Source organism: Streptomyces sp. NPDC093568 (assembly GCF_044764945.1).
Classification (GTDB): Bacteria; Actinomycetota; Actinomycetes; order Streptomycetales; family Streptomycetaceae; genus Streptomyces.
Genome location: NZ_JBIWJD010000007.1, coordinates 299,413 through 319,310 on the forward strand (window position 1 = coordinate 299,413; position 19,898 = coordinate 319,310).

The window sequence follows — 19,898 nt, forward strand, 5'->3', positions numbered from 1 at the left end:
TTTTTCTCAGGCGCATTGGAACATCCCTGGTTGCAGCGAATACAGGTGGTGAGACGGGGAGAAGGCGGAGCGGTCTCGATCCGAGACGGCCTCACGTGGCGCGTTCGCGCAGCACACCGACGAGTTCACGCACTTCCAAAGCTGTGCGAAATCGCCACAAACTTACACCAAATGCACAAAATCCGACGGTTATTGCGACGGCAAGTCCGACAGCTGTGTCACCTACCAGCAGCCTCGCCGGAAGGACGAACGGCACGGTGAGGCACATGCCGGTGACCGTCGCGGCGAGGTATCCGCGGTCGATGATCGTGAAGCCCGGATTCCGCCGCACCAGGGCAGCGGAGACGACGTTCTCGACGATGGTGGCCGCCCCCCAGGACAGGGCGGCTCCGAGGACCCCCAGCCGGGGAACGGCGATGAAGCCCACTGTCAGCTGCACCGCGAAGGCCACACCGGTGACCGCCAGGTGCCACGAACTCTTTCCTGCCATGAGCAGCACCGTCTGGGCGTTTCCCACCCCCACGTTGACCGCCGAGGCGATACAGAGCACGACCAGCGCATCCGCCCCTTGTTCGAACTCGGGCCCGAACAAGGAGAGAACAGTGCCAGGGAAGGCCGTGAGCAGAACGAGCAGCGGCCAGGAGAAGAGCACGATCCATCGCGTCGAGACACGGTGCAGCTGGGCGGCCTGCGGGATGTCGGCCACGGCGAGGAGACGGCTGATCTCCGGGGCGACGGCCAGTCGGATGGCGAGCTGCAGCAGGGTCGCCGCGATGACGACACGCCCTACGGCGGTGTAGATGCCGGCTTCCTCGGTCGTAGCCAGCCCGGAGAGCAGGACGACGCCCACCCAGACCGCCCCGATGTCGAAGACGGAGGAGACCGCCCGTGGCGCAGCGAACGTCCAGAAGCCCCGCCGGACAGCGGCCGCTTCCCGTCCGAAGGCGTGCCCCGGACTCGCCCGACGACACCTGCGCAGGGCGAACCAGGCAGCGAAGAAGCCGGCCATGGACGGCACGAGCCAGGCGGCGGCCAGGCTCAGCACGCCAGGAGCCAGCAGCACGACCGGTACCGCGATCAGCACTCGCAGTACCGGTTTGCCGATCTGCTCGACACCGACGAAGGGAATGACGGTGCCGTAGCCCTGTGTGGCACCCAGCAGGATCAGGGTGACCGTGGCCAGGGGGAGAAACACGGCGAACAGCCGGACCAGGGTCACCGCATCGTCCGGGGCGAGATTCGGCAGCAGCGAGGTAGCCGTCCACGGCGACAGGAACAACAGTGCGGCGGCCACGGTGCTGGCCGCGGCTCCTGGCAGGACCGCGCTGCGCAGAAGTGCGCCCACCTCGCGGCCACCGGTGGTGGCCAGGTCACCGGCGACGAAGCGCACCAGTCCGGTATCGGCGCCGAGTTTGCAGGTGTTGCACAGGATGGTGAAGGCCGCGACGCCGGTGAACACCGCTCCCGCCCCGTACGCCCCGAGCGCGCGGGTGACCAGGGTGACCAGGGCATAGCCGAAGACCGCGTTGACCGCCGAGCCCATGAAGCCCCACCCCCCGCCTCGCGCGGTGGCGGCGACCCCAGACCGAGCGGTCGACCCGCCGACGGCGGGGGCTGTCGTTTCGGGGGCGCTCACCGGGAGGCGCTGAGCGTGTCGTCCTGCGCCGGCGGGGACGGCTGTCCCACCACGTCGCCGGCCGGGGCGGACGGTGTCGTGACCGCGTTCCGCCCTCTCGAACGACGCATCCGGTCGCGGTCCACGACGCCGCGCAGCAGTCTGCGCCGTGTGCCGTGGTGCAGCGCCGCGCCCATGATGTGTCCCCCTGAGCAACTGATCAGCTCGCGGACCCGCTTGAGATCGTCGCGTCTGATGTCGCCCAGAGCACCCACCACCAGAACACCGTCCACACGCTGGGCGAGCGAGAGAACGTCGGTGTGCTCCAGCAGCGGAGGCGTCAGAAAGAGCGTCGGCCGGCCGGGATCGACGCAGGACAGGGCACGCGCGGCCGTCAGGACCGGGGGCCTGTCGTCGCCGGTGGTGCCGCGGCTCTCGGAGCGAAGTGTGAATCGCACGCCCCTACCCGCCTCGACGACCACGCCCCCCGCGGGGACATCGGTCTGCTCGCGGTCGTCGGCCGCCAGCGGCAGCCGTGCCGACAGGGCGGGCGAGTGCGTGACGGTGTCCACGAGCAGCACATCGTCACCGGACTCCGCGAAGGCGGCAGCGAGATTCACCGCGATGGCTTCGGCGCCTCGTTCCTGCTTCGGAGTCACGATCATGAGAGTGCCCAAGGCCGTACCACTGTCGCCGCCTCGCAGCCGGAAGGCGAGGGTGCGGTACGCCTCCGCCCGTCTGTCCTCGGTCCGGCCGACGTACAGCAGATCGCGGTCGGAGTCGGGGGCCGGAAGGACGCCCAGCACCGGAGCGCCGAGCGCCCCCTGGACCTCGCCGACCGAGCGTGCCCGCGGCTCCAGGGCGGATCGCAGCCAGGCAAGCACGACACCCAGGACCAGGCCGCCGATCAGGCCGAGCGCGATGAGCCAGGGGGAGCGTGGTCCGTCGGGCCGCGTCGGCGGCTCGGCCCGCCGGACGATGTCTCCACCGGAGGTGTCGTAGGACTTGATGTCCGAGACCCGCTTCTGCAGGATGCCGATCTGCTGTTGCATGGCCGCGATGCCGGCCTTGGATCCGTCGGACTTCATCGCGTTGACCCGCTTCGAGAGCGCGGTGATCTGCCCCTCCATGCCTGCGGTCATGCGCTTGACCATGTCCTTGGACCGGTTCTGGCGGTCGGCTAGGTAGGCCTGCGCGAACGCGTTGGTCACCCGAGCCGCGCGCTGCGCGGTGCCCGCCGTGTACTCGAACCGGAGCACTTGGGTGTCCTTGGCGTTCGTCACGCGCAGATCCCTCAGCAGCGCATCGGCGCGGCGGGGCTGGTGCAGTGCCTTCGCCGCTCGGTTCGCGACCGTCGCGCTGAGCGCGATCTGCTGCTCCGTGCCCATGCTCACCTGATTGTCGGCGGCCACCCCGAAGGTGCTGAAGGGATCCGTCCTCGAGCGAACGAGCACCTCACTGGTGGAGGTGTAATTCCCCGCGCTCAGCAGGACCAGAAACGCTCCACCGAGCAGCCCGAGGACCACGCCCAGCACGATGGTCGCGCGGTACCGCAGCATCAGGCGCACCTGATCACGCAGTTGGTCGGGGTCGTCGTACCGATCGTCGAAGCCGGCGGAGCTGGTCATGGATGCCTCCTGTGTCCGGGGATGGGGACGTGGCCCGTCGCCACGGGCGATCGAAACGGTGACGGGGGCCGGGACACGCCGGCCCTGCGGGTGGTGATGACGAGTGGAACGATCAGGAGCAGTAGGAGGGGACCGATGATCGCCATGAGGCTGCCGCGCAGAAGGATCAGCTGATAGAAGGCGAAGGCGGGGATCAGCAGAACCGCCAGCGTGCCCTGCCGGTCCCGCAGCCTTTCCCTGATGTCATCCGTCCGTCTGCTGGCCGCGCCCAGCAGACAGAAGACCGCGACGACGCACGGAGCGCCGCCCCACAGGTAGCTCTCGATCCAGAGCGGGGCGGAAAGGTTGTGGAAGTCGTAGCCCGCGTACTGAGCGAGCTCGATGCCCGTGGTCTGCGGCTTTTCGGGCCACATGGAGCGAGGCACCATGAACAGCACGGGACCGAGCGCGGCCGACGGAGAGAAGCCGTTTTCCTGCACATAGTCGATACCGGTGTGCATCTGCTGAAATGCGTCGTAATCCATGTTGGTGGTGAACTGCTCGGCAAGCGCCGTCACTTCGACGACTTCACGTTCGTCGTAGCGGAAGTAGTCGCTGTAGGGGAACGCGAACAGCACCGCCGTCGTAAGCCCTGTGGCAACGATTCGAAAGGTTCGGAGGGTGTTGAAGCGGCACCACGAGAACAGCAGAACCAGAAGCACGGTGCCGGCCCAGAAGCGAGGCCTGCTGATCGGGTTGTTGACGATGACATTGAGCGCGACGAGGAGCGGGAGCAGCATCCAGCGGATCGCGCGCAGCAGCCGGTCTCCCGGCGTCAGGCGGGGCAGGTGAATGAGGGCCACCATGGCCCAGAAGGCGGGGACGGCGAGGGCCCAGACGCGCAGTGCGTGCGCGTGGTCCGCCTCGGCGCCCGACTGCCGTAGCGCCTGTCTGCTGGCGAAGAAGGCCCGCAGACCTCCTTCATGCCCGGGGATCAACACGATCGCCAGCACGAGCGACAGGCCGCACAGCAAGAGCACGGGCAGTGGGGCGAGCCTGCGGGACAGCAGCGGTTCGAGCACGACCGATCTGCCGCTCTGGCGTCCTGCGGCCAGGGCGGCTCCCGCGCTGTAGGCAAGCAGACCGAGTTCAGTCAGTGTGGCGGCCGCGAGAGCGGTCGTCTCACCCGTGCGATAGGGCAGCGGGTAGGAGTCGGTGGCCAGCATGGCCATTGGCGCCAGGCCGAGCCATACGTACGCGAACAGCCAGAATCCGCAGGCGACGAGACGCACCGACCCACCGGCGAGCACCCTGGTGAGCCCTCCTCCGGTGTGCGCGACGACGACGCACTGCACGGCGAGTGCTGCCCCGAATCGCGTGTCGATGGACTGCAGGATCAATGCCGGCAGGAAGCCGATGAACAGGAGAGCCCAGCAGCAGAACAAAGCCGGGGAAGACTTTTCGCTGCCTCGATATTCAGTCACCTGCGCACGCTCGCCGCCCGCAGGATTTCTTCGAATCGTGAAGCGCAACCTTCGAGGGCGAACTCCCGCTCGGCCAGCGCCCGGCTTTCCTTGCCCAGGGCCTCCGCGCGCATCGGGTCGTTCAGGACCTCACGGATCCAGGTGGCGGCGTCGGCCAGCGAGGCCTCCTCGGGGGCGAACACCGCGGAGCCGGCCTGACGGAGCAGCTTGGCCGCCAGGTTGTCCGCGGGCATCAGGCCCAGCACCGGGCGTCCGGCGCACAGATAGGACAGCGTCTTGGAGGGGACCGAGAACTCCCCCGCGTCCGCCGCCAGCAGCACGACCAGCACATCGCCCGAGCCCAGCACCTCGGGCAGCCGTTCGTAGGGCTGGAAGGGCAACAGCGTCAGGTCGACGCCTCGGGCGGCGGCGGCCTCTTTGATGACCGGGACGGCCGGGCCGTCGTTGACGACGACCAGCCGGACCCGTTCACCCTGCTCCCGCAGCGTCTCGGCGAGCCGGACCAGCAGGGTGGGGTTGTGCTTGAGGCCGATCGTGCCGGAGTACAGCACGGTCCTGACGCCATTGAGCGCGTGCTCCGCCGACCAGGCGTTGGCGCGGGCCTCGGGGCGGATCTCGTCCAGGGGCGCCCAGTTGGGAATGACGGTGACCTTGTCGGCGGTGCCCCACTCCCGGTGGATCCGCACGAAGGAGTCGGCGATCACCACGATCGCCGTGGCGCGTCGCGCCGACCACTTCTCGCCCTGCTCGAACACTCTGGCGGCGGCGCCCATCAGCCGTGACACACCCGCCGCGGCGAAGCTCTTCAGCGCGACGGCGGTGATGTCCTGGTGCCACAGCACCCAGGGGATCCGCAGCGCCCGCAACGCCGAGGCGGCGACGACCAGGGTGGGGATCGGCAGGTTTCCCAGCAGCGCGACGTCCGGGCGCTCGCGCCGTACCTGCCGGGCCAGCTCCAGACCCAGCCGGGTCTCCTGGAAGAGGCGACGGACGTAGGCGCCCTTGTCGAGCACCACGTGGTCGCCGATGGTGACGAACCGGAGCCCGGCGACCGTGTCCCTTGTGAGGTTGCCCTTCCCGGAGACGTAGGCCGGGCAGGTGGAGTGGACGACGGCATGGCCGCGGCGCGCCAGCTCCCGGCTGAGCTGGGCCTGGAACGGGTGCCCGCTGTAATCGTGGACGAGGATCCTCATCGGCTGCCCTCCCGGCCCGTTCGCGAGGTCACCAGCCGGCGAGCTTGACCTGGTCGTAGACCCAGGCGTAGGTCTTCTCCAGACCTTCGGCCAGGGGGATCGACGGTTCCCAGCCGTACAGTTCGCGGATCAGGGCGTTGTCGGAGTTGCGGCCGCGCACGCCCTGCGGGGCGTCCAGCTGGTACTTGCGCTCACAGCGGATGCCCGCGATCTCCTCGACGATGTCCACCAGCCGGTTGATGGTGACCAGTTCGGAGGAGCCGAGGTTGACGGGGACACTGCTCGGCCCGTTCATGAGCATCTGCGTGCCGTGGAGGCAGTCGTCGATGTACATGAAGGAACGGGTCTGTCGGCCGTCACCCCAGATGTCGATGCGATGGTCGCCGGAGAGCACCGCCTGGGCGATCTTGCGGCAGACAGCCGCCGGGGCCTTCTCCCGCCCGCCGGTCCAGGTACCCGCGGGGCCGTACACGTTGTGGTAGCGCGCGACACGGCAGGTGAACCCGTAGTCCTCCTCGAAGTGGCGGCACATGCGCTCGGAGAACAGCTTCTCCCAGCCGTAGCCGTCCTCGGGCTGCGCCGGGTACGCGTCCTCCTCCTTCAGCGCGGTGACGTTCGTGGCGACCTGCTTGCCCGCGGCGTACACGCACGCGGACGAGGAGTAGAAGTAGCGCTCGACGCCGGCCTCCTGCGCGGCCTTGAGCATATGAGTGCTGGTCAGGACGGACATCATGCAGGCGGCTTTGTGGTTCTCGATGAATCCCATGCCGCCCATGTCCGCGGCGAGCATGTACACCTGGCCGGCGTTCCGGACTGCGGCGCGGGCGTTGTCGAGCAGTGACAGGTCGGCCACGGTGTTCTCAGCCGCGCCGTGCACCTGGTGCCACTCATGCTGCGGCCTGATGTCCACGCACCGGACGGTCAGTCCCTGGGCCAGGAGGTCGGCCGTGAGATGCCCACCGATGAATCCTCCGCCTCCAGCGACAACGACGTCCACCTGCTTGCTCATGGCAGCTCCTCTGCATACCCGGAATCCGCCTGGAAGATTAATCACTGTTTGCCGCATTTCTTGTGATTAGCGCGCGTTTCCCTGCCATTAGATTCCCGATGGCTCCGTCCGAGTGCGTGTCAGCAGAGCTCTCGGAACCACTTGGCAAGGAACGCCGGCAGCAGCACTACGTGGGCCGCGAGGAGAGCGACATACAGCGCGAGGAAGAGCTTCTGACTTCCCAGGAACAGGAAACTCAGGCACAACAGCCCGTAATCCACGGGCAGCAGCGCCACACCACGAACGGCGGACGGCGGGGACAGCGGTCCGGCGCCGGCGTCACCTCTTCGCTTTCTCAGCTGTTCCGTGAGAATCCCTCCGAAGAACAGAAGGACCGCGGCGAGCTGGAAGATGATCGGGAGAACCAGCGTCGCAGCCGGGAGGTCGAAGAAGCGGTAGAAGGAAATCAGCACTGCCATATGGATGGCCAGGAGTTTCGCGCAATCCACCAAATGGTCCAGCCACTCTCCGGAAAGGCTGGTCGACCGGTTCAGCCGGGCCAGCTGACCGTCTGCGGAGTCGAGCGCGAAGCCGAGAAGCAGGGCGAGTGTGACCCAACTCCCCAGGGTGTGCGAGGGGGGACGAACAGCCATCGCGACAACGGCGACGAAGGTGATCAGCGCGCTGACGACCGTCACATGGTTGGGTGAGAGTCCGATGCGGTGCGCTGCGGCAGCGAGCACGCGACCGGCCGGCCGGTTGATGAACCGCGCGTATACGGAAACCCCCCGGGGCGGTTTCTGCACCTTCGAGAGTTGCCGCAACGTGCTGGAGAAGTCCATGAGCTGACCTCGCGCGTGATCGGACGGAAGGGCATCCGCGTGTCAGGTCCTCAGATACGGCCGCGTGCGAGGATCCCGAAGCTTGACGCGGGGAAAAACCGCTCCCCCATGGCCTGCAGAACACAGGACTGCGTCGACCAGTACCGCTCGACGTCGACCGCGGAGAACGAGGCGGCCAGACAGCTGCGGATGGCTTCCTCGTCGACGCCGTTCCGTACCACGTGGTACTCCACCATGTCGGATGGGTTCGCCTCGTCGTAGGTACCGGAGATCCGGCGGATCCGGGTGGACAGCCCTCGACGGAACTCGCCCTGCACCAAACGCCAGCAGAGATAGGAGCCGCGGTCGAGTGCCATGGACAGCGCGGAACGCCTGGGATACCACAGTGGATCCTGAAAACTCAGAAACGCCCCACCCGGTGCGACCCGGCCGGCCAGCTTGCCGGTGGTGCCCAGGTAATCAGGAATGTGATGCAGCACCGAGATGCATACGACGGCGTCGACCGGATCGCCGGCGCGAGTGGCATCCCCGTCGGGGTCATGCACAACTACGACCTTGCGGTTGTGCCGAAAACGGTGGCGCAGGAATTCGGCACTGGGCGCACTCATCTCCGTGACCTCGACCTCGGCCCCGGCCGCAAGCAGATGGTCGGTGAAGCAGCCATGGCCCGCTCCGACCTCAAGAACTCGGCACCGGCCGTTCCGGTTCATCACGTCCCCCACCATCTGGTGAATGCGCTGCACCAGCCTGTCCCGGATGCTGTGGTGAAGAATGTGCGGAGAACCCTTCGCATAATTGTGTCCGGCGCCATGGCCGCACTGTTGCAAATCGCCCATGGAGGGCTGGTCGAGAATGGAACTCATGGCCCGAAAATAGTGCCCGGCCACACCGAACCTGATTCGACCTGCGAGAGCCGCACGGTATCCATCCGATCGGCCGCAGGTCACTCGGCTTCGTCGGGCGGGGTCAAATGGGCCAATTGCACGACCACTACGACTGCGAGCCGAGGCACGTACGCCGATAGATCGCCTCCAGCTGATCCGTCACCGCGTGGACGGAGAAGGCCTCTGCGACGGCTCGATGCCCGGCCGCCACGAGAGCAATGCGCTTCTTGTCGTCGGCCAGCAAACCGCACACTGCCTCGGCCATTTCCCGGGGACTGCCGTCGGTGACCATCGCCGCCCCACGACGGGCCAGCTCGTCCGCGATGCCGCAGGTGTCGGTGCACACCACGGGGGTCCCCGCCGCTAGAGCCTCGATCACCGTCATCCCGAATGGTTCGTCGACACTGGGCAACACGTACACCGCCGCCCTCCCGTATGCCCGCACCGCCTCCGCATGCGCCAACGCCCCGCCGTAGGAGACGATGCCCTGCAGCCCATGGGCGGCGATCAGTTGGCGCACCGCCGGCAGCGCCCCCTCATCCGCCCCGTAGAGGGTGAACCTGGCGTCGGGCATCCTCCGGTGGACAAGGGCGGCCATCTCGACGAACGCCTCAGGGCGCTTGCGCGGGTGCAGCCTGGCGAGGAAGAGCACCTCCTGATCGCGCCGCTGATGCTCCGCCCCGCCTTGGTGGTCGGGTCTCACCCCGTTGGGCAGGGTCACCAGCGGCGGACCGCCGGCACCGATGACCTCGGCCACGGCCCGACGCTCCTGCTCGGTGAGAACCAGGCAGCCACGAGCCCGGCGGAGGAGAGGCACGTACACGCGATCGAAGAGTCTGACAGCGGCCGCGCGCCGAGGCTGCACCATGCCATGCGTCTGCGCGACGAATCTCTTGCGGCGCAACGCGGCGACGACGAGCGCCGCGATGGAGACGAGGTCGCGCCCGGCGTGGATGTGGACGACATCGGCTCGACCCATGGCGCTCCACATGTCCCTGACCAGCAGCGGATGCATGAGTCCGGTGAAGCGCCCCGGAAGCAGGGAGCGTGCCACACGGGTGCGGAGCGGCACCGAGCCGATGCGCGCCGGCGCGGGGGACCTGCCGCGCCAGAGGGACACCAACGTGACCTCGTGGCCGCGCACGGCGCACTCCTCGAGCTGCCCGGCGGCCACGCTCGTCGGACCGCCGTAGGCTCCGTCGTCGCTGACGAGTGTGACGACATGAACCACTCTCATGCCGCTCCCCCACTGGTGATGACCTCACCCGGACCGAGGTCTCGGTGGGCGACCGCCGAGGCACCGACCACCGCACCGCGACCGACGGTCACGCCGCGCAGTACGACGGCCCGCGCCGCGATCCAGGCTCCGGACTCCAGGTGGATGGGCCCGTTGTCGAACTCGAAGGTCGGGCTACGACGTTGGTGACTTCCGGTGCACAGCAGTGCCTCCTGCGAGACACACACGTCTCGGCCGATCGTGATGTGCTGCAGGTTCAGCAGCCAGGCGCCCTCACCGATCCAGGCGTCGTCCCCCACGCTCAGCCGCCAGGGCCAGTGAACACGAACGCCGTGCCGAATCAGCACGCGCCGCCCGATCCGCGCGCCGAAGGCCCGCAGCAACGCGGGCCGCCAGCGGGCCGGGAACCACCACTTGACGAACACGAGGTGCAGTACGGCGAACCAGGCCGCCTGCACGAGCAAGGGGCGCCCCTTGTCGTAGCCCTCGCCCGTGAAGCCTCGCAAGGAACGCTCAATGGCATCCCTGTGATTGGACCAGTCTGTGCGGGTGCCCGAACCAGGCGCTGCTGCTGTCTCTGCCATGGCACTAGCCCTCCCCGACCGGAAGATTTACCTATTTGCGCAACTTGCTAAGAATCTCTCCCGTATACCAGCACATAGAGGCGTGTCGCCCTGAGGATCGGCCATGCGGAAGGCTGTTTGCGCCCTTGCGGACGACCCCGGGCTCAGTAGGCCCCGCGTCCGTCCAGCACGGCACGGACCGTGCGGCCCATGACCGTCAGATCCCAGGCCCACGACCAGTTGTCGACGTAGCGCAGATCGAGCGAGACCGTCTCGTGCCAGGAAAGGTCGGATCTGCCGCTCACCTGCCACAGCCCTGTGAGGCCGGGTTTGACACTCAGCCGGCGCATCTCCGCCTGGTCGTAGCGGGCGACTTCCTCGGGCAGCGGCGGGCGGGGGCCCACCAACGACATGTGGCCGAGCAGGACATTGGCCAACTGCGGCAGTTCGTCCAGTGAGTAGCGGCGCAGAAAACGCCCGACACGCGTGACGCGCGGATCCCTGCGCATCTTGAACATATGGCCGTCGTGCTCGTTCGCCGGCACCAGGTCGTCCTTCATCCGGTCCGCGTCCACGACCATGGTCCGGAACTTCCACATGGGGAAGGGGATGTTGCCGCGGCCGACCCGCGTCTGACGGTAGATGACGGGCCCCGGCGAGCTCATCCGCACGGCAAGCCCCAAGACCAGGAACAACGGAGCCAGCACGACGAGCAGGAGCAGTGCGCCTGCCTGGTCCGTGGCCGCCTTCAGGACCACGGGCAGGCCTCGGCGCGTCGGCGCGGAGATGTGCAGCAGCGTCAGGCCGGCCGCCGAGGTGAGCCGCACCCTGCGCCGGGCCACCTCGACGACACCGGGCAGAACCATCAAGGGCAGGCCTCTGTCGTGCAGAGCCCAGGACAACCGCCGAAGCCGGTCGCCCGACATGTGCCGCCCCGCAGCCACGAACACCAGGTCGGCACGGAGGACTTCGGCAACCTCCCCCACGGACGGCGCATCCTCAGCGGCGTCGGAGGACGTCCCGACCGGCAGGCGGTGGCGCACCGGTACACCGGACAGCACCTCACCGTCGCCCACCACGCAGGCCCCGACCACCACGTACCCGTGGTCGGTGCGCTCGGCGAGCTGTCCCACGATTGCGTCCACCGATGCCGCCTCGCCGATGACGACGACGCGCAGTAGGGCCCGGGCCCGCCGGCGCACGGCCATCAGCCGTCGGTGGATCGCCTTGCGGCAGACCGCGGTGACCACCAGCGACGGCCCCAGCGCGACGAGGGCCGCCGCGGGTGCACTGCCGAGTCCGGACAGGGCATGCAGGGCGGCCAGGACTCCGAGCAGCACCAGCCAGTCCCGCACGAGCGTCCCGACAGCAGCGCCTTCATCCCATGTCCAGGGCGTGTACCGCCCGGCAGCTAGACCCATGAGCACCCAGAGAACCGTGATCACCAACGCCTTGCGCGCGGGGTGGGCCTCACCGATCGCGACGAACGCCGCCGTCGCGGTCAGCGCCACCCCGAGGGAGTCGGTGCAGACAGCGGCCCGTACGTGCCACCACCCGGCCCTGAGACCTCCCTGCGAGGCCGCCCGCGGCTGCGCACGCGAGGCCGCACGCCGCGACGCCGCGTTGGTGAACTGCTGCATGACTCTCCCAGTGACCCCGAAGTGGACAAAGGGCGCGGCCGCAACGGCGGGCAGGGGGCTCACGCCTCACGAGATGCTTATATCAACTCTCATGATGCTATGTCCTATTTTCTGAGATCACGGCTAGGTCGTTGTCGCGCAGTTCACCCGCACCTGCGGGCTCCTCCTTCACTCGATCGACCCAACTCATCTCCACTGCTTCCTCGCATTATCTGACGACTTGTCACCTATTCCGGTGCTCATTGGGAACCGGATGGCCGACGAATGCGGACCAGTAGCGCGTGACGCCGAGCTGATCACGGAAGAGATGCCGTGCCCGGCGGCGGATGGAAGTCACCCCTCGATCGCCGACGACGACGGCATGAGACTCCGCGAGGGCGAACTCAGGCAAATCCAGAAGAGAAGGAAGCACTCGGCATGCGAGTAACCACTCGAGCGAAGAACGGGACGAGACGAGCGGGACTGGGAGCGAAGGCGGTGGGCCTCGGCCTGGCCACCATGGTCGCCATCGGCGTCTCCGCCAGCCCTGCAGCAGCCGCGGCGGTGGAACCCGATTTCGTGTTGAACAACCCGCCTCTGGCGTGCCCCGCCGGCGCGGTGGGGTTCAGGCTCGACGGGGAGGGAGACCTGCCGCCCGAGGACGCCGAGGTCGACGTCAACGTGGGGGATGAGACCGGCACGGTGAGCGTCGACATCAGCGAGGACGGCACCGAGGTCAGCTTCGACACCACAGGCAACATCGCGGTCCGCCAGGTCACCGTCAAGGGCGGGCCGAACGCCAACCGCTACATCTACGACGCCAATTCCACGCCGACGAGCTTCCCCGACGGCATCGCCAGCGACAGCGAGCTCGTCTCGCCGATCAACCCCGGTGGGCAACTCCCCACGATCAGCCACGTCGACTTCTGTGTCATCGAGGGCAACGGCAGCTGAGCCCCCACAACAAAGGGGCCCGTACGACCAAAGTCGTACGGGCCCCTTCAGGAGCTCGCGCTGGAGCTACCAGGTCAGATCAACAAGCTCACTTGTTGATCTTGGTGACCTGGCCGGCGCCGACCGTCCGGCCACCCTCACGGATGGCGAACTTCAGGCCCTCTTCCATGGCGACGGGCTGGATGAGCTCCACCTTCATCTCGGTGTTGTCACCCGGCATGACCATCTCGGTGCCCTCGGGGAGGGTCACCACGCCGGTCACGTCCGTCGTACGGAAGTAGAACTGCGGACGGTAGTTGTTGAAGAACGGCGTGTGGCGGCCACCCTCGTCCTTGGACAGGATGTAGGCCTGGGCCTCGAACTCGGTGTGCGGCGTGACCGAACCGGGCTTGATGATGACCTGGCCGCGCTCGACGTCCTCGCGCTTGATGCCACGGAGCAGCAGACCGACGTTCTCACCGGCCTGGCCCTCGTCGAGCAGCTTGCGGAACATCTCGATGCCGGTGACCGTGGTGGTGGTCTTCTCGGTCTTGATACCGATGATGTCGACGGTCTCGTTGACCTTGAGGACACCACGCTCGATACGACCGGTGACGACGGTGCCACGACCGGTGATCGTGAAGACGTCCTCGATCGGCATCAGGAACGGCTTGTCGACGTCACGCTCGGGCTGCGGGATCGCCTCGTCGACGGCGGCCATCAGGTCCAGGACCGACTGGCCCCACTCCTTGTCGCCCTCGAGCGCCTTGAGCGCCGAGACCTTGACGACCGGAACGTCGTCGCCCGGGAACTCGTACTCGGAGAGGAGCTCACGCACCTCGAGCTCGACGAGCTCCAGGATCTCCTCGTCGTCCACCATGTCGGCCTTGTTCAGGGCGACGACGATGTACGGAACGCCGACCTGGCGGGCCAGGAGCACGTGCTCCTTGGTCTGCGGCATCGGGCCGTCGGTGGCGGCGACCACGAGGATGGCGCCGTCCATCTGGGCAGCACCGGTGATCATGTTCTTGATGTAGTCCGCGTGACCGGGGCAGTCGACGTGGGCGTAGTGACGCGTCTCGGTCTGGTACTCGACGTGCGCGATGGAGATGGTGATACCGCGCTGGCGCTCCTCGGGAGCCTTGTCGATCTGGTCGAAGGCCGAGGCCTCGTTCAGGTCCGGGTACGCGTCGTGCAGCACCTTGGTAATGGCGGCCGTAAGGGTCGTCTTACCGTGGTCGATGTGACCGATGGTGCCGATGTTGACGTGGGGCTTAGTCCGCTCGAACTTCGCCTTCGCCACGGGGTCCTCCTGTGGAGTGGTTCTGAACGCCTTGCTTCATCGGCGCCAGGTGATCTTTGCTGGAAAGCCCGGGCCCCGGGGCAAACATCCGCGATTGCGGCTGTTTGCCCCTCAAGGCTCCGGAGTCAAGCCTAAAGCGTGTGAACGCGGAGCGTTACTCGCCCTTGGCCTTCGCGATGATCTCCTCGGCGACGTTCCGCGGAACCTCGGCGTAGGAGTCGAACTGCATGGAGTAGCTGGCCCGGCCGGACGTCTTGCTGCGCAGGTCGCCGACGTAACCGAACATCTCCGAGAGGGGCACGAGGCCCTTCACGACGCGGGCACCGGCCCGCTCCTCCATGGCCTGGATCTGGCCACGGCGGGAGTTGATGTCGCCGATGACCTCACCCATGTAGTCCTCGGGCGTGGTGACCTCGACGGCCATCATCGGCTCGAGCAGCACGGGGCTGGCCTTGCGCGCGGCCTCCTTGAAGGCCTGCGAGCCGGCGATCTTGAAGGCGAGCTCCGAGGAGTCGACCTCGTGGTAGCCACCGTCGATCAGGGTGACGCGCACACCGGTCATCTCGTAACCGGCGAGGATGCCGAACTGCATGGCCTCCTGCGCACCGGCGTCGACCGAAGGGATGTACTCCTTCGGGATACGACCACCGGTCACCTTGTTCACGAACTCGTACGAGGCGTCGCCGCCCTCGATCGGCTCGATCGCGATCTGCACCTTGGCGAACTGGCCGGTACCACCAGTCTGCTTCTTGTGCGTGTAGTCGACGCGCTCGACGGCCTTGCGGATCGTCTCGCGGTAGGCGACCTGCGGCTTGCCGACGTTGGCCTCGACCTTGAACTCACGGCGCATACGGTCGACCAGCACCTCGAGGTGCAGCTCGCCCATACCACCGATGATGGTCTGGCCGGTCTCCTCGTCCGAGTGGACCTGGAAGGACGGGTCCTCCTCGGCCAGGCGCTGAATCGCGACGCCCAGCTTCTCCTGGTCGCCCTTCGACTTGGGCTCGATGGCGACCTGGATGACCGGCGCCGGGAAGTCCATGGACTCCAGGATCACCGGCTGCTTGTCGTCGCACAGCGTCTCACCGGTCGTGGTCTGCTTCAGACCCATGACGGCGATGATGTCGCCGGCGCCCACCGCGTCGATCTCCTCACGCTTGTTCGCGTGCATGCGGTAGATCTTGCCGATGCGCTCCTTCTTGCCCTTGACGGAGTTCAGCACCGAGGTGCCGGACTCCAGGCGGCCCGAGTAGACCCGGACGAAGGTGAGCTTACCGAGGTGCGGGTCGCTCATGATCTTGAACGCAAGGGCGGACAGCGGCTCGTCGTCGGACGGCTTGCGCTTGACGACCTCCTCCGGGTCGTTGACGGCGTGGCCCTCGATGGCCTCGACGTCAAGCGGGGTGGGGAGGTAGCGCACGACCGCGTCGAGCAGGGGCTGGACGCCCTTGTTCTTGAACGCGGTGCCACAGAACACCGGGGTGACCGTGGTGTCGCTGGACTTGCCGGACGCGATGGTGATGCGACGGATCGCGGCGTACAGCTGCTCCTCGGTGGGCTCCTGGCCCTCCAGGTACAGCTCCATGATCTCTTCGTCGTTCTCGGCGACGCCCTCGATCAGCTTGCCGCGGTACTCCTCGGCAGCCTCGGTGTGCGTGGCCGGGATGTCGACGACGTCGTACATCTCGCCCTTGGCGGCCTCGGCGGACCACACGAGCGCCTTCATGCGGACCAGGTCCACGACGCCCTTGAAGTCGGCCTCGGCGCCGATCGGAAGCTGCATGACGAGCGGCTGGGCGCCCAGGCGGTCCGAGATCATGTCCACGCAGCGGTGGAACTCGGCGCCGGTACGGTCCAGCTTGTTGACGAAGCAGATACGCGGCACGCCGTAACGGTCGGCCTGACGCCACACCGTCTCGGACTGCGGCTCGACACCGGCGACACCGTCGAACACCGTCACGGCACCGTCGAGCACACGCAGGGAGCGCTCCACCTCAACGGTGAAGTCGACGTGCCCCGGGGTGTCGATGATGTTGATGGTGTAGTCGTTGTCCTCGAGCGGCCAGTGACAGGTGGTCGCAGCAGACGTGATCGTGATGCCACGCTCCTGCTCCTGCTCCATCCAGTCCATGGTGGCAGCGCCGTCGTGGACTTCGCCGATCTTGTACGACACACCGGTGTAGAACAGGATCCGCTCGGTGGTGGTCGTCTTGCCCGCGTCGATGTGGGCCATGATCCCGATATTGCGGACCTTGGCCAGGTCAAGTGAAGTGGTAGCCATAAGGCTTCAGTCTTCTCTCGGTCTCGATGTGGGTAGCGACTACCAGCGGTAGTGCGCGAAGGCCTTGTTGGACTCGGCCATCTTGTGCGTGTCCTCGCGCTTCTTCACAGCGGCACCGAGGCCGTTGCTGGCGTCGAGGAGCTCGTTGAGCAGACGCTCGGTCATGGTCTTCTCGCGACGGGCGCGGGAGTAACCGACCAGCCAGCGCAGCGCCAGGGTGTTGGCGCGGCCGGGCTTGACCTCGACCGGCACCTGGTAGGTGGCGCCACCGACACGGCGGGACTTGACCTCGAGGGTCGGCTTGATGTTCTCGAGAGCGCGCTTCAGCGTGATGACCGGGTCGTTGCCCGACTTCTCACGCAGGCCCTCCATGGCGCCGTAGACGATGCGCTCGGCGGTGGAGCGCTTGCCGTTCAGCAGCACCTTGTTGATGAGGGAGGTCACCAGAGGAGAACCGTAGACCGGGTCGATGATGACCGGGCGCTTCGGGGCGGGGCCCTTACGAGGCATTCTTACTTCTCCTTCTTGGCGCCGTAGCGGCTGCGGGCCTGCTTGCGGTTCTTGACACCCTGGGTGTCAAGCGAGCCGCGGATGATCTTGTAGCGAACACCCGGCAGGTCCTTCACACGGCCGCCGCGCACGAGCACGATGGAGTGCTCCTGCAGGTTGTGTCCCTCACCCGGAATGTAAGCGGTGACCTCGATCCCGCTGGTCAGACGCACACGCGCGACCTTACGCAGGGCCGAGTTCGGCTTCTTCGGGGTGGTCGTGAACACACGCGTGCAGACGCCCCGGCGCTGAGGGGAACCCTCGAGTGCGGGCGTCTTGTTCTTCTCGACCTTGTCCTGCCGGCCCTTACGGACCAGCTGCTGGATCGTAGGCACTACTTCTCCGGTTTCTGTGTGCCGAATGGTGAAGCTAACCTGGAACGTCGCCGACCCACGCGGTCGGGTGTGTCGAATCCGGCGGACTCCCGCCGCGAGGCGAAAAGAGCACAGATTGCGGTGGCCGCTCACAGCTCGCTATGCGGTTGAAGGCACGCACGAGAGCCAGGGCACACCCCAGGCACAAGGTCTGAGCGTACCTACCTCAAACGCTACGGTCAAAACAAATGGGCCCCGCCCGCATCGCTATACGATCGATGTCAAGCCCGCACGACGTTCTCGATCTTCGATTCTCCGATTCTGGCACGTCAGCGACCGGTCCGCCCGTCCCACGAAGACCCGCCGGCGGGGGTTATGCGGACATGGCCGCGGCCACGATCATCAGCGTCAGCAGGGCCACCCAGGCCACGTTCGACATCCACCCGAGCACGAGCCCGGTCAGCGCCAGCCCGTCGCCGCCCTCCCCGCTCCGCCGTATCTCGGAACGCGCCGCATGCCCGAGCACCACGGCCGGGATGCCGGTCAGCCCGAAGCTCATCAGGCACAGCACACCGCAGACGGCGGAGCCGACGGCCTTGCCGTTGGTCTGCGGCCGGCTCACCGGCAGAAAGGTCCGCGGTACGGGCGTGACGGGCGCCGGGTGCGGCATCGGCCCCTGCGGCAGGTCGGACACGAGCAGGGCCAGCTCCCCCACCGTACGAGCGGTGTAGGCGCGGGTGACCCGCTGCTCGAATTCGGCCTGCTCCAGCCGCCCTTCTCCGTAGCCCGCCCTGAGCACGTCCACGGCCCGCTCACGGTCGGCGTGCGAGGCGAGCATCGCTGGGCCGGAGAGCCCGGACCACCGCTGCGGGGCACCTTCGCCCTGCCATGGTCCGGGGTTGCCACTCCCCTGCCACGGCTGCCAGGGCTGCCACGACGGTTCCGTCATGGAGCACCTCCCCCGTACTGGTCGGAGTCCGTACTGGTCGGAGTCCTTCCATGATGCGCCGAACCGGCATTGCAGGCATCGGGGTCCACCCGGAGAAAACCCGGAGACATCCCTGGGCAGCACCGGCGGGGCACCTCGCGGGTGCGCATCCGGACGAAATATTGAGAACTACCCGACGTAAGGGCCGTTCAATCACGAGTCCGACACAATTTCTCCATCTCCATGGAACCCGACATTAGGCTGCGCTGGTGTTCGAGCAGCCCATACAGCCCGAGTCCGGTCGTTCCCGATCCCGCCGCAGGCAGCGGTCGGGTGTGCAGCGACGGCTTCTCGGCGCGGTCGTCTCCCTCGGTGTCCTGGGTGCCTCGGTGGCCGCGGTGGTTGCCCTGAGCGGCGCCGGCACCCAGTCCCGTATCCCGGAGGAGGGCGTCGGAGCCCCCGCGTCGGCGTCCGGCGCCACCGCCTCCCCGGGGAAGGGGGCGTCCGATCGGGAGCTCCGCTTCGGGCTGTCCATGGGCGACCGGCTGACGTGGATGACGGACGCCGAGCTGACCAAGGCGCTGGACGACGCGGAGGAACTGGGCGTCGGCTGGCTGCGTGTGGACCTGTCGTGGCGCAACATCCAGCCCGACACCTCGACGCAGTACCTGTGGGAGCGCTTCGACCGTGTGGTGGACGCGGCCGACGCCCACGGTCTGGAGGTCCTGCCCACCATCTCCTACACCCCGCGCTGGGCCGCCGACCCGAACTGCGGAAGCGGCTCCCAGGCCTGCCCGCCCGCCGACAACGCGCGGTTCGCCGAGTTCGCGCGGCAGGCCGCCGAGCGCTACGCGCCGAAGGGCGTGCACAGCTGGGAGATCTGGAACGAGCCGAACATCCTGCCGTTCTGGAAGACCGGCCCCGACGCCGAGCGCTACGCCGCCATGCTGGCCGCGACCGCCCCGGCCATGCGCTCCGCCGACCCGGAGGCGTTCCTGCTGTTCGGCGGACTGGCCGCGGTGGAGACCCAGCCGTCCAGGGGGTATGTGTCGCACAAGACGTTCCTGTCGGAGGTGGCCCGGCTGGGAGCCCTGAAGTACGTCGACGCCGTCTCGTACCACCCGTACACCTATCCCCTGCTGCCCAGCACCGAGACCGCCACCGGCACCCGGTACGAGGACATCGACCGCACCCACGACAGCCTCGTCGCCACGCTGAAGAAGTACGGCGAGCCCGGGATGCCCGTCTGGATCACCGAGACCGGTGCCCCGACCTGGTCCACGGGCCGGGCCGCGGACTCCCCGGAGGCCCAGGACACCCAGCACGTCACACCGCGGCTGCAGGCGGAGATCGCCGCCGACACCGTGCCGGCGTCCGCGGCGATCCCCTCGGTGGACGTGGTGTTCTGGTACGCCTACCAGGACGGCGCACCCGAGGCCGCCGCGACGAAGAAGTCGCAGCACTACGGCCTGACGTACTACGACGGCACGCGCAAGCCCGCCTTCGAGGCCCTGCGGAAGGCGATCGCCGCCTACCGCGAGGACCACGGGTAGCGCGG

General features: G+C 67.5%; 17 protein-coding genes. 2 read left to right on the top strand and 15 right to left on the bottom strand.

Going from position 1 to position 19,898, the window contains the following annotated elements; all coding sequences use genetic code 11:
• Nucleotides 1-91 precede the first annotated feature (91 nt).
• The 10 genes from ACIRD7_RS27970 to ACIRD7_RS28015 all read right to left on the bottom strand — a co-directional run bounded on the left by ACIRD7_RS27970 (nt 92) and on the right by ACIRD7_RS28015 (nt 12,053).
• On the bottom strand, nt 92-1,636 hold the full coding sequence (locus ACIRD7_RS27970) for an oligosaccharide flippase family protein (protein ID WP_403457873.1): 1,545 nt from the start codon (nt 1,634-1,636) through the stop codon (nt 92-94).
• The gene (locus ACIRD7_RS27975) at nt 1,633-3,243 is read right to left on the bottom strand and encodes a hypothetical protein (RefSeq protein WP_403457874.1); all 1,611 of its coding nucleotides are present in this window, start codon (nt 3,241-3,243) and stop codon (nt 1,633-1,635) included. Before ACIRD7_RS27975 ends, ACIRD7_RS27970 begins: the two co-directional genes overlap by 4 nt.
• Nucleotides 3,240-4,706 (bottom strand): hypothetical protein, encoded by a 1,467-nt coding sequence (locus ACIRD7_RS27980; RefSeq protein WP_403457877.1) that lies wholly within the window; start codon nt 4,704-4,706, stop codon nt 3,240-3,242. The genes ACIRD7_RS27975 and ACIRD7_RS27980 overlap by 4 nt, the downstream gene beginning before the upstream one ends.
• Nucleotides 4,703-5,899: a glycosyltransferase family 4 protein gene (locus tag ACIRD7_RS27985; protein WP_403457879.1), complete on the bottom strand. Its 1,197-nt coding sequence runs from the start codon at nt 5,897-5,899 to the stop codon at nt 4,703-4,705. Before ACIRD7_RS27985 ends, ACIRD7_RS27980 begins: the two co-directional genes overlap by 4 nt.
• A gap of 28 nt (nt 5,900-5,927) precedes the next feature.
• Nucleotides 5,928-6,908, bottom strand: a complete 981-nt coding sequence (locus ACIRD7_RS27990; RefSeq protein WP_403457882.1) for an NAD-dependent epimerase/dehydratase family protein — start codon at nt 6,906-6,908, stop codon at nt 5,928-5,930.
• A gap of 119 nt (nt 6,909-7,027) precedes the next feature.
• Nucleotides 7,028-7,729, bottom strand: coding sequence for a CDP-alcohol phosphatidyltransferase family protein (locus ACIRD7_RS27995; protein WP_403457885.1), 702 nt, complete (start codon nt 7,727-7,729; stop codon nt 7,028-7,030).
• Nucleotides 7,730-7,779: 50 nt separating this feature from the next.
• Entirely contained in the window at nt 7,780-8,592 is an 813-nt protein-coding gene (locus tag ACIRD7_RS28000; protein WP_403457887.1) for a class I SAM-dependent methyltransferase, read from the bottom strand.
• A 127-nt stretch (nt 8,593-8,719) separates the two neighbouring features.
• Nucleotides 8,720-9,850, bottom strand: coding sequence for a glycosyltransferase (locus ACIRD7_RS28005; RefSeq protein WP_403457890.1), 1,131 nt, complete (start codon nt 9,848-9,850; stop codon nt 8,720-8,722).
• A complete protein-coding gene (locus tag ACIRD7_RS28010; RefSeq protein ID WP_403457891.1) occupies nt 9,847-10,434 on the bottom strand; it encodes a putative colanic acid biosynthesis acetyltransferase in 588 nt (195 codons plus the stop codon). Before ACIRD7_RS28010 ends, ACIRD7_RS28005 begins: the two co-directional genes overlap by 4 nt.
• 143 nt (nt 10,435-10,577) lie before the next feature.
• Nucleotides 10,578-12,053, bottom strand: coding sequence for an exopolysaccharide biosynthesis polyprenyl glycosylphosphotransferase (locus tag ACIRD7_RS28015; RefSeq protein WP_403457893.1), 1,476 nt, complete (start codon nt 12,051-12,053; stop codon nt 10,578-10,580).
• Nucleotides 12,054-12,470: 417 nt separating this feature from the next.
• On the opposite strand from ACIRD7_RS28015, the gene ACIRD7_RS28020 reads away from it, so the two are divergent.
• On the top strand, nt 12,471-12,986 hold the full coding sequence (locus ACIRD7_RS28020; RefSeq protein ID WP_403457896.1) for a hypothetical protein: 516 nt from the start codon (nt 12,471-12,473) through the stop codon (nt 12,984-12,986).
• Nucleotides 12,987-13,074: 88 nt separating this feature from the next.
• Here the strand turns inward: ACIRD7_RS28020 and tuf are convergent, their stop codons facing one another.
• From tuf to ACIRD7_RS28045, 5 genes are all read right to left on the bottom strand, one after another.
• Nucleotides 13,075-14,268, bottom strand: a complete 1,194-nt coding sequence (gene tuf, locus ACIRD7_RS28025) for an elongation factor Tu (protein WP_030860906.1) — start codon at nt 14,266-14,268, stop codon at nt 13,075-13,077.
• 154 nt (nt 14,269-14,422) lie between these two features.
• Nucleotides 14,423-16,549: an elongation factor G gene (gene fusA / locus ACIRD7_RS28030; protein ID WP_403457898.1), complete on the bottom strand. Its 2,127-nt coding sequence runs from the start codon at nt 16,547-16,549 to the stop codon at nt 14,423-14,425.
• Nucleotides 16,550-16,588: 39 nt separating this feature from the next.
• Nucleotides 16,589-17,059, bottom strand: a complete 471-nt coding sequence (gene rpsG / locus ACIRD7_RS28035; protein ID WP_053759523.1) for a 30S ribosomal protein S7 — start codon at nt 17,057-17,059, stop codon at nt 16,589-16,591.
• Between the two features lie 2 nt (nt 17,060-17,061).
• A complete protein-coding gene (gene rpsL, locus ACIRD7_RS28040) occupies nt 17,062-17,433 on the bottom strand; it encodes a 30S ribosomal protein S12 (RefSeq protein WP_003948652.1) in 372 nt (123 codons plus the stop codon).
• A gap of 352 nt (nt 17,434-17,785) precedes the next feature.
• Complete coding sequence (locus ACIRD7_RS28045) at nt 17,786-18,361, bottom strand: DUF1707 and DUF4190 domain-containing protein (protein WP_403457900.1); 576 nt, start codon at nt 18,359-18,361, stop codon at nt 17,786-17,788.
• 314 nt (nt 18,362-18,675) lie between these two features.
• Between ACIRD7_RS28045 and ACIRD7_RS28050 the strand changes: the two genes are divergently transcribed.
• The gene (locus tag ACIRD7_RS28050; RefSeq protein ID WP_403457903.1) at nt 18,676-19,893 is read left to right on the top strand and encodes a cellulase family glycosylhydrolase; all 1,218 of its coding nucleotides are present in this window, start codon (nt 18,676-18,678) and stop codon (nt 19,891-19,893) included.
• Nucleotides 19,894-19,898 lie beyond the last annotated feature (5 nt).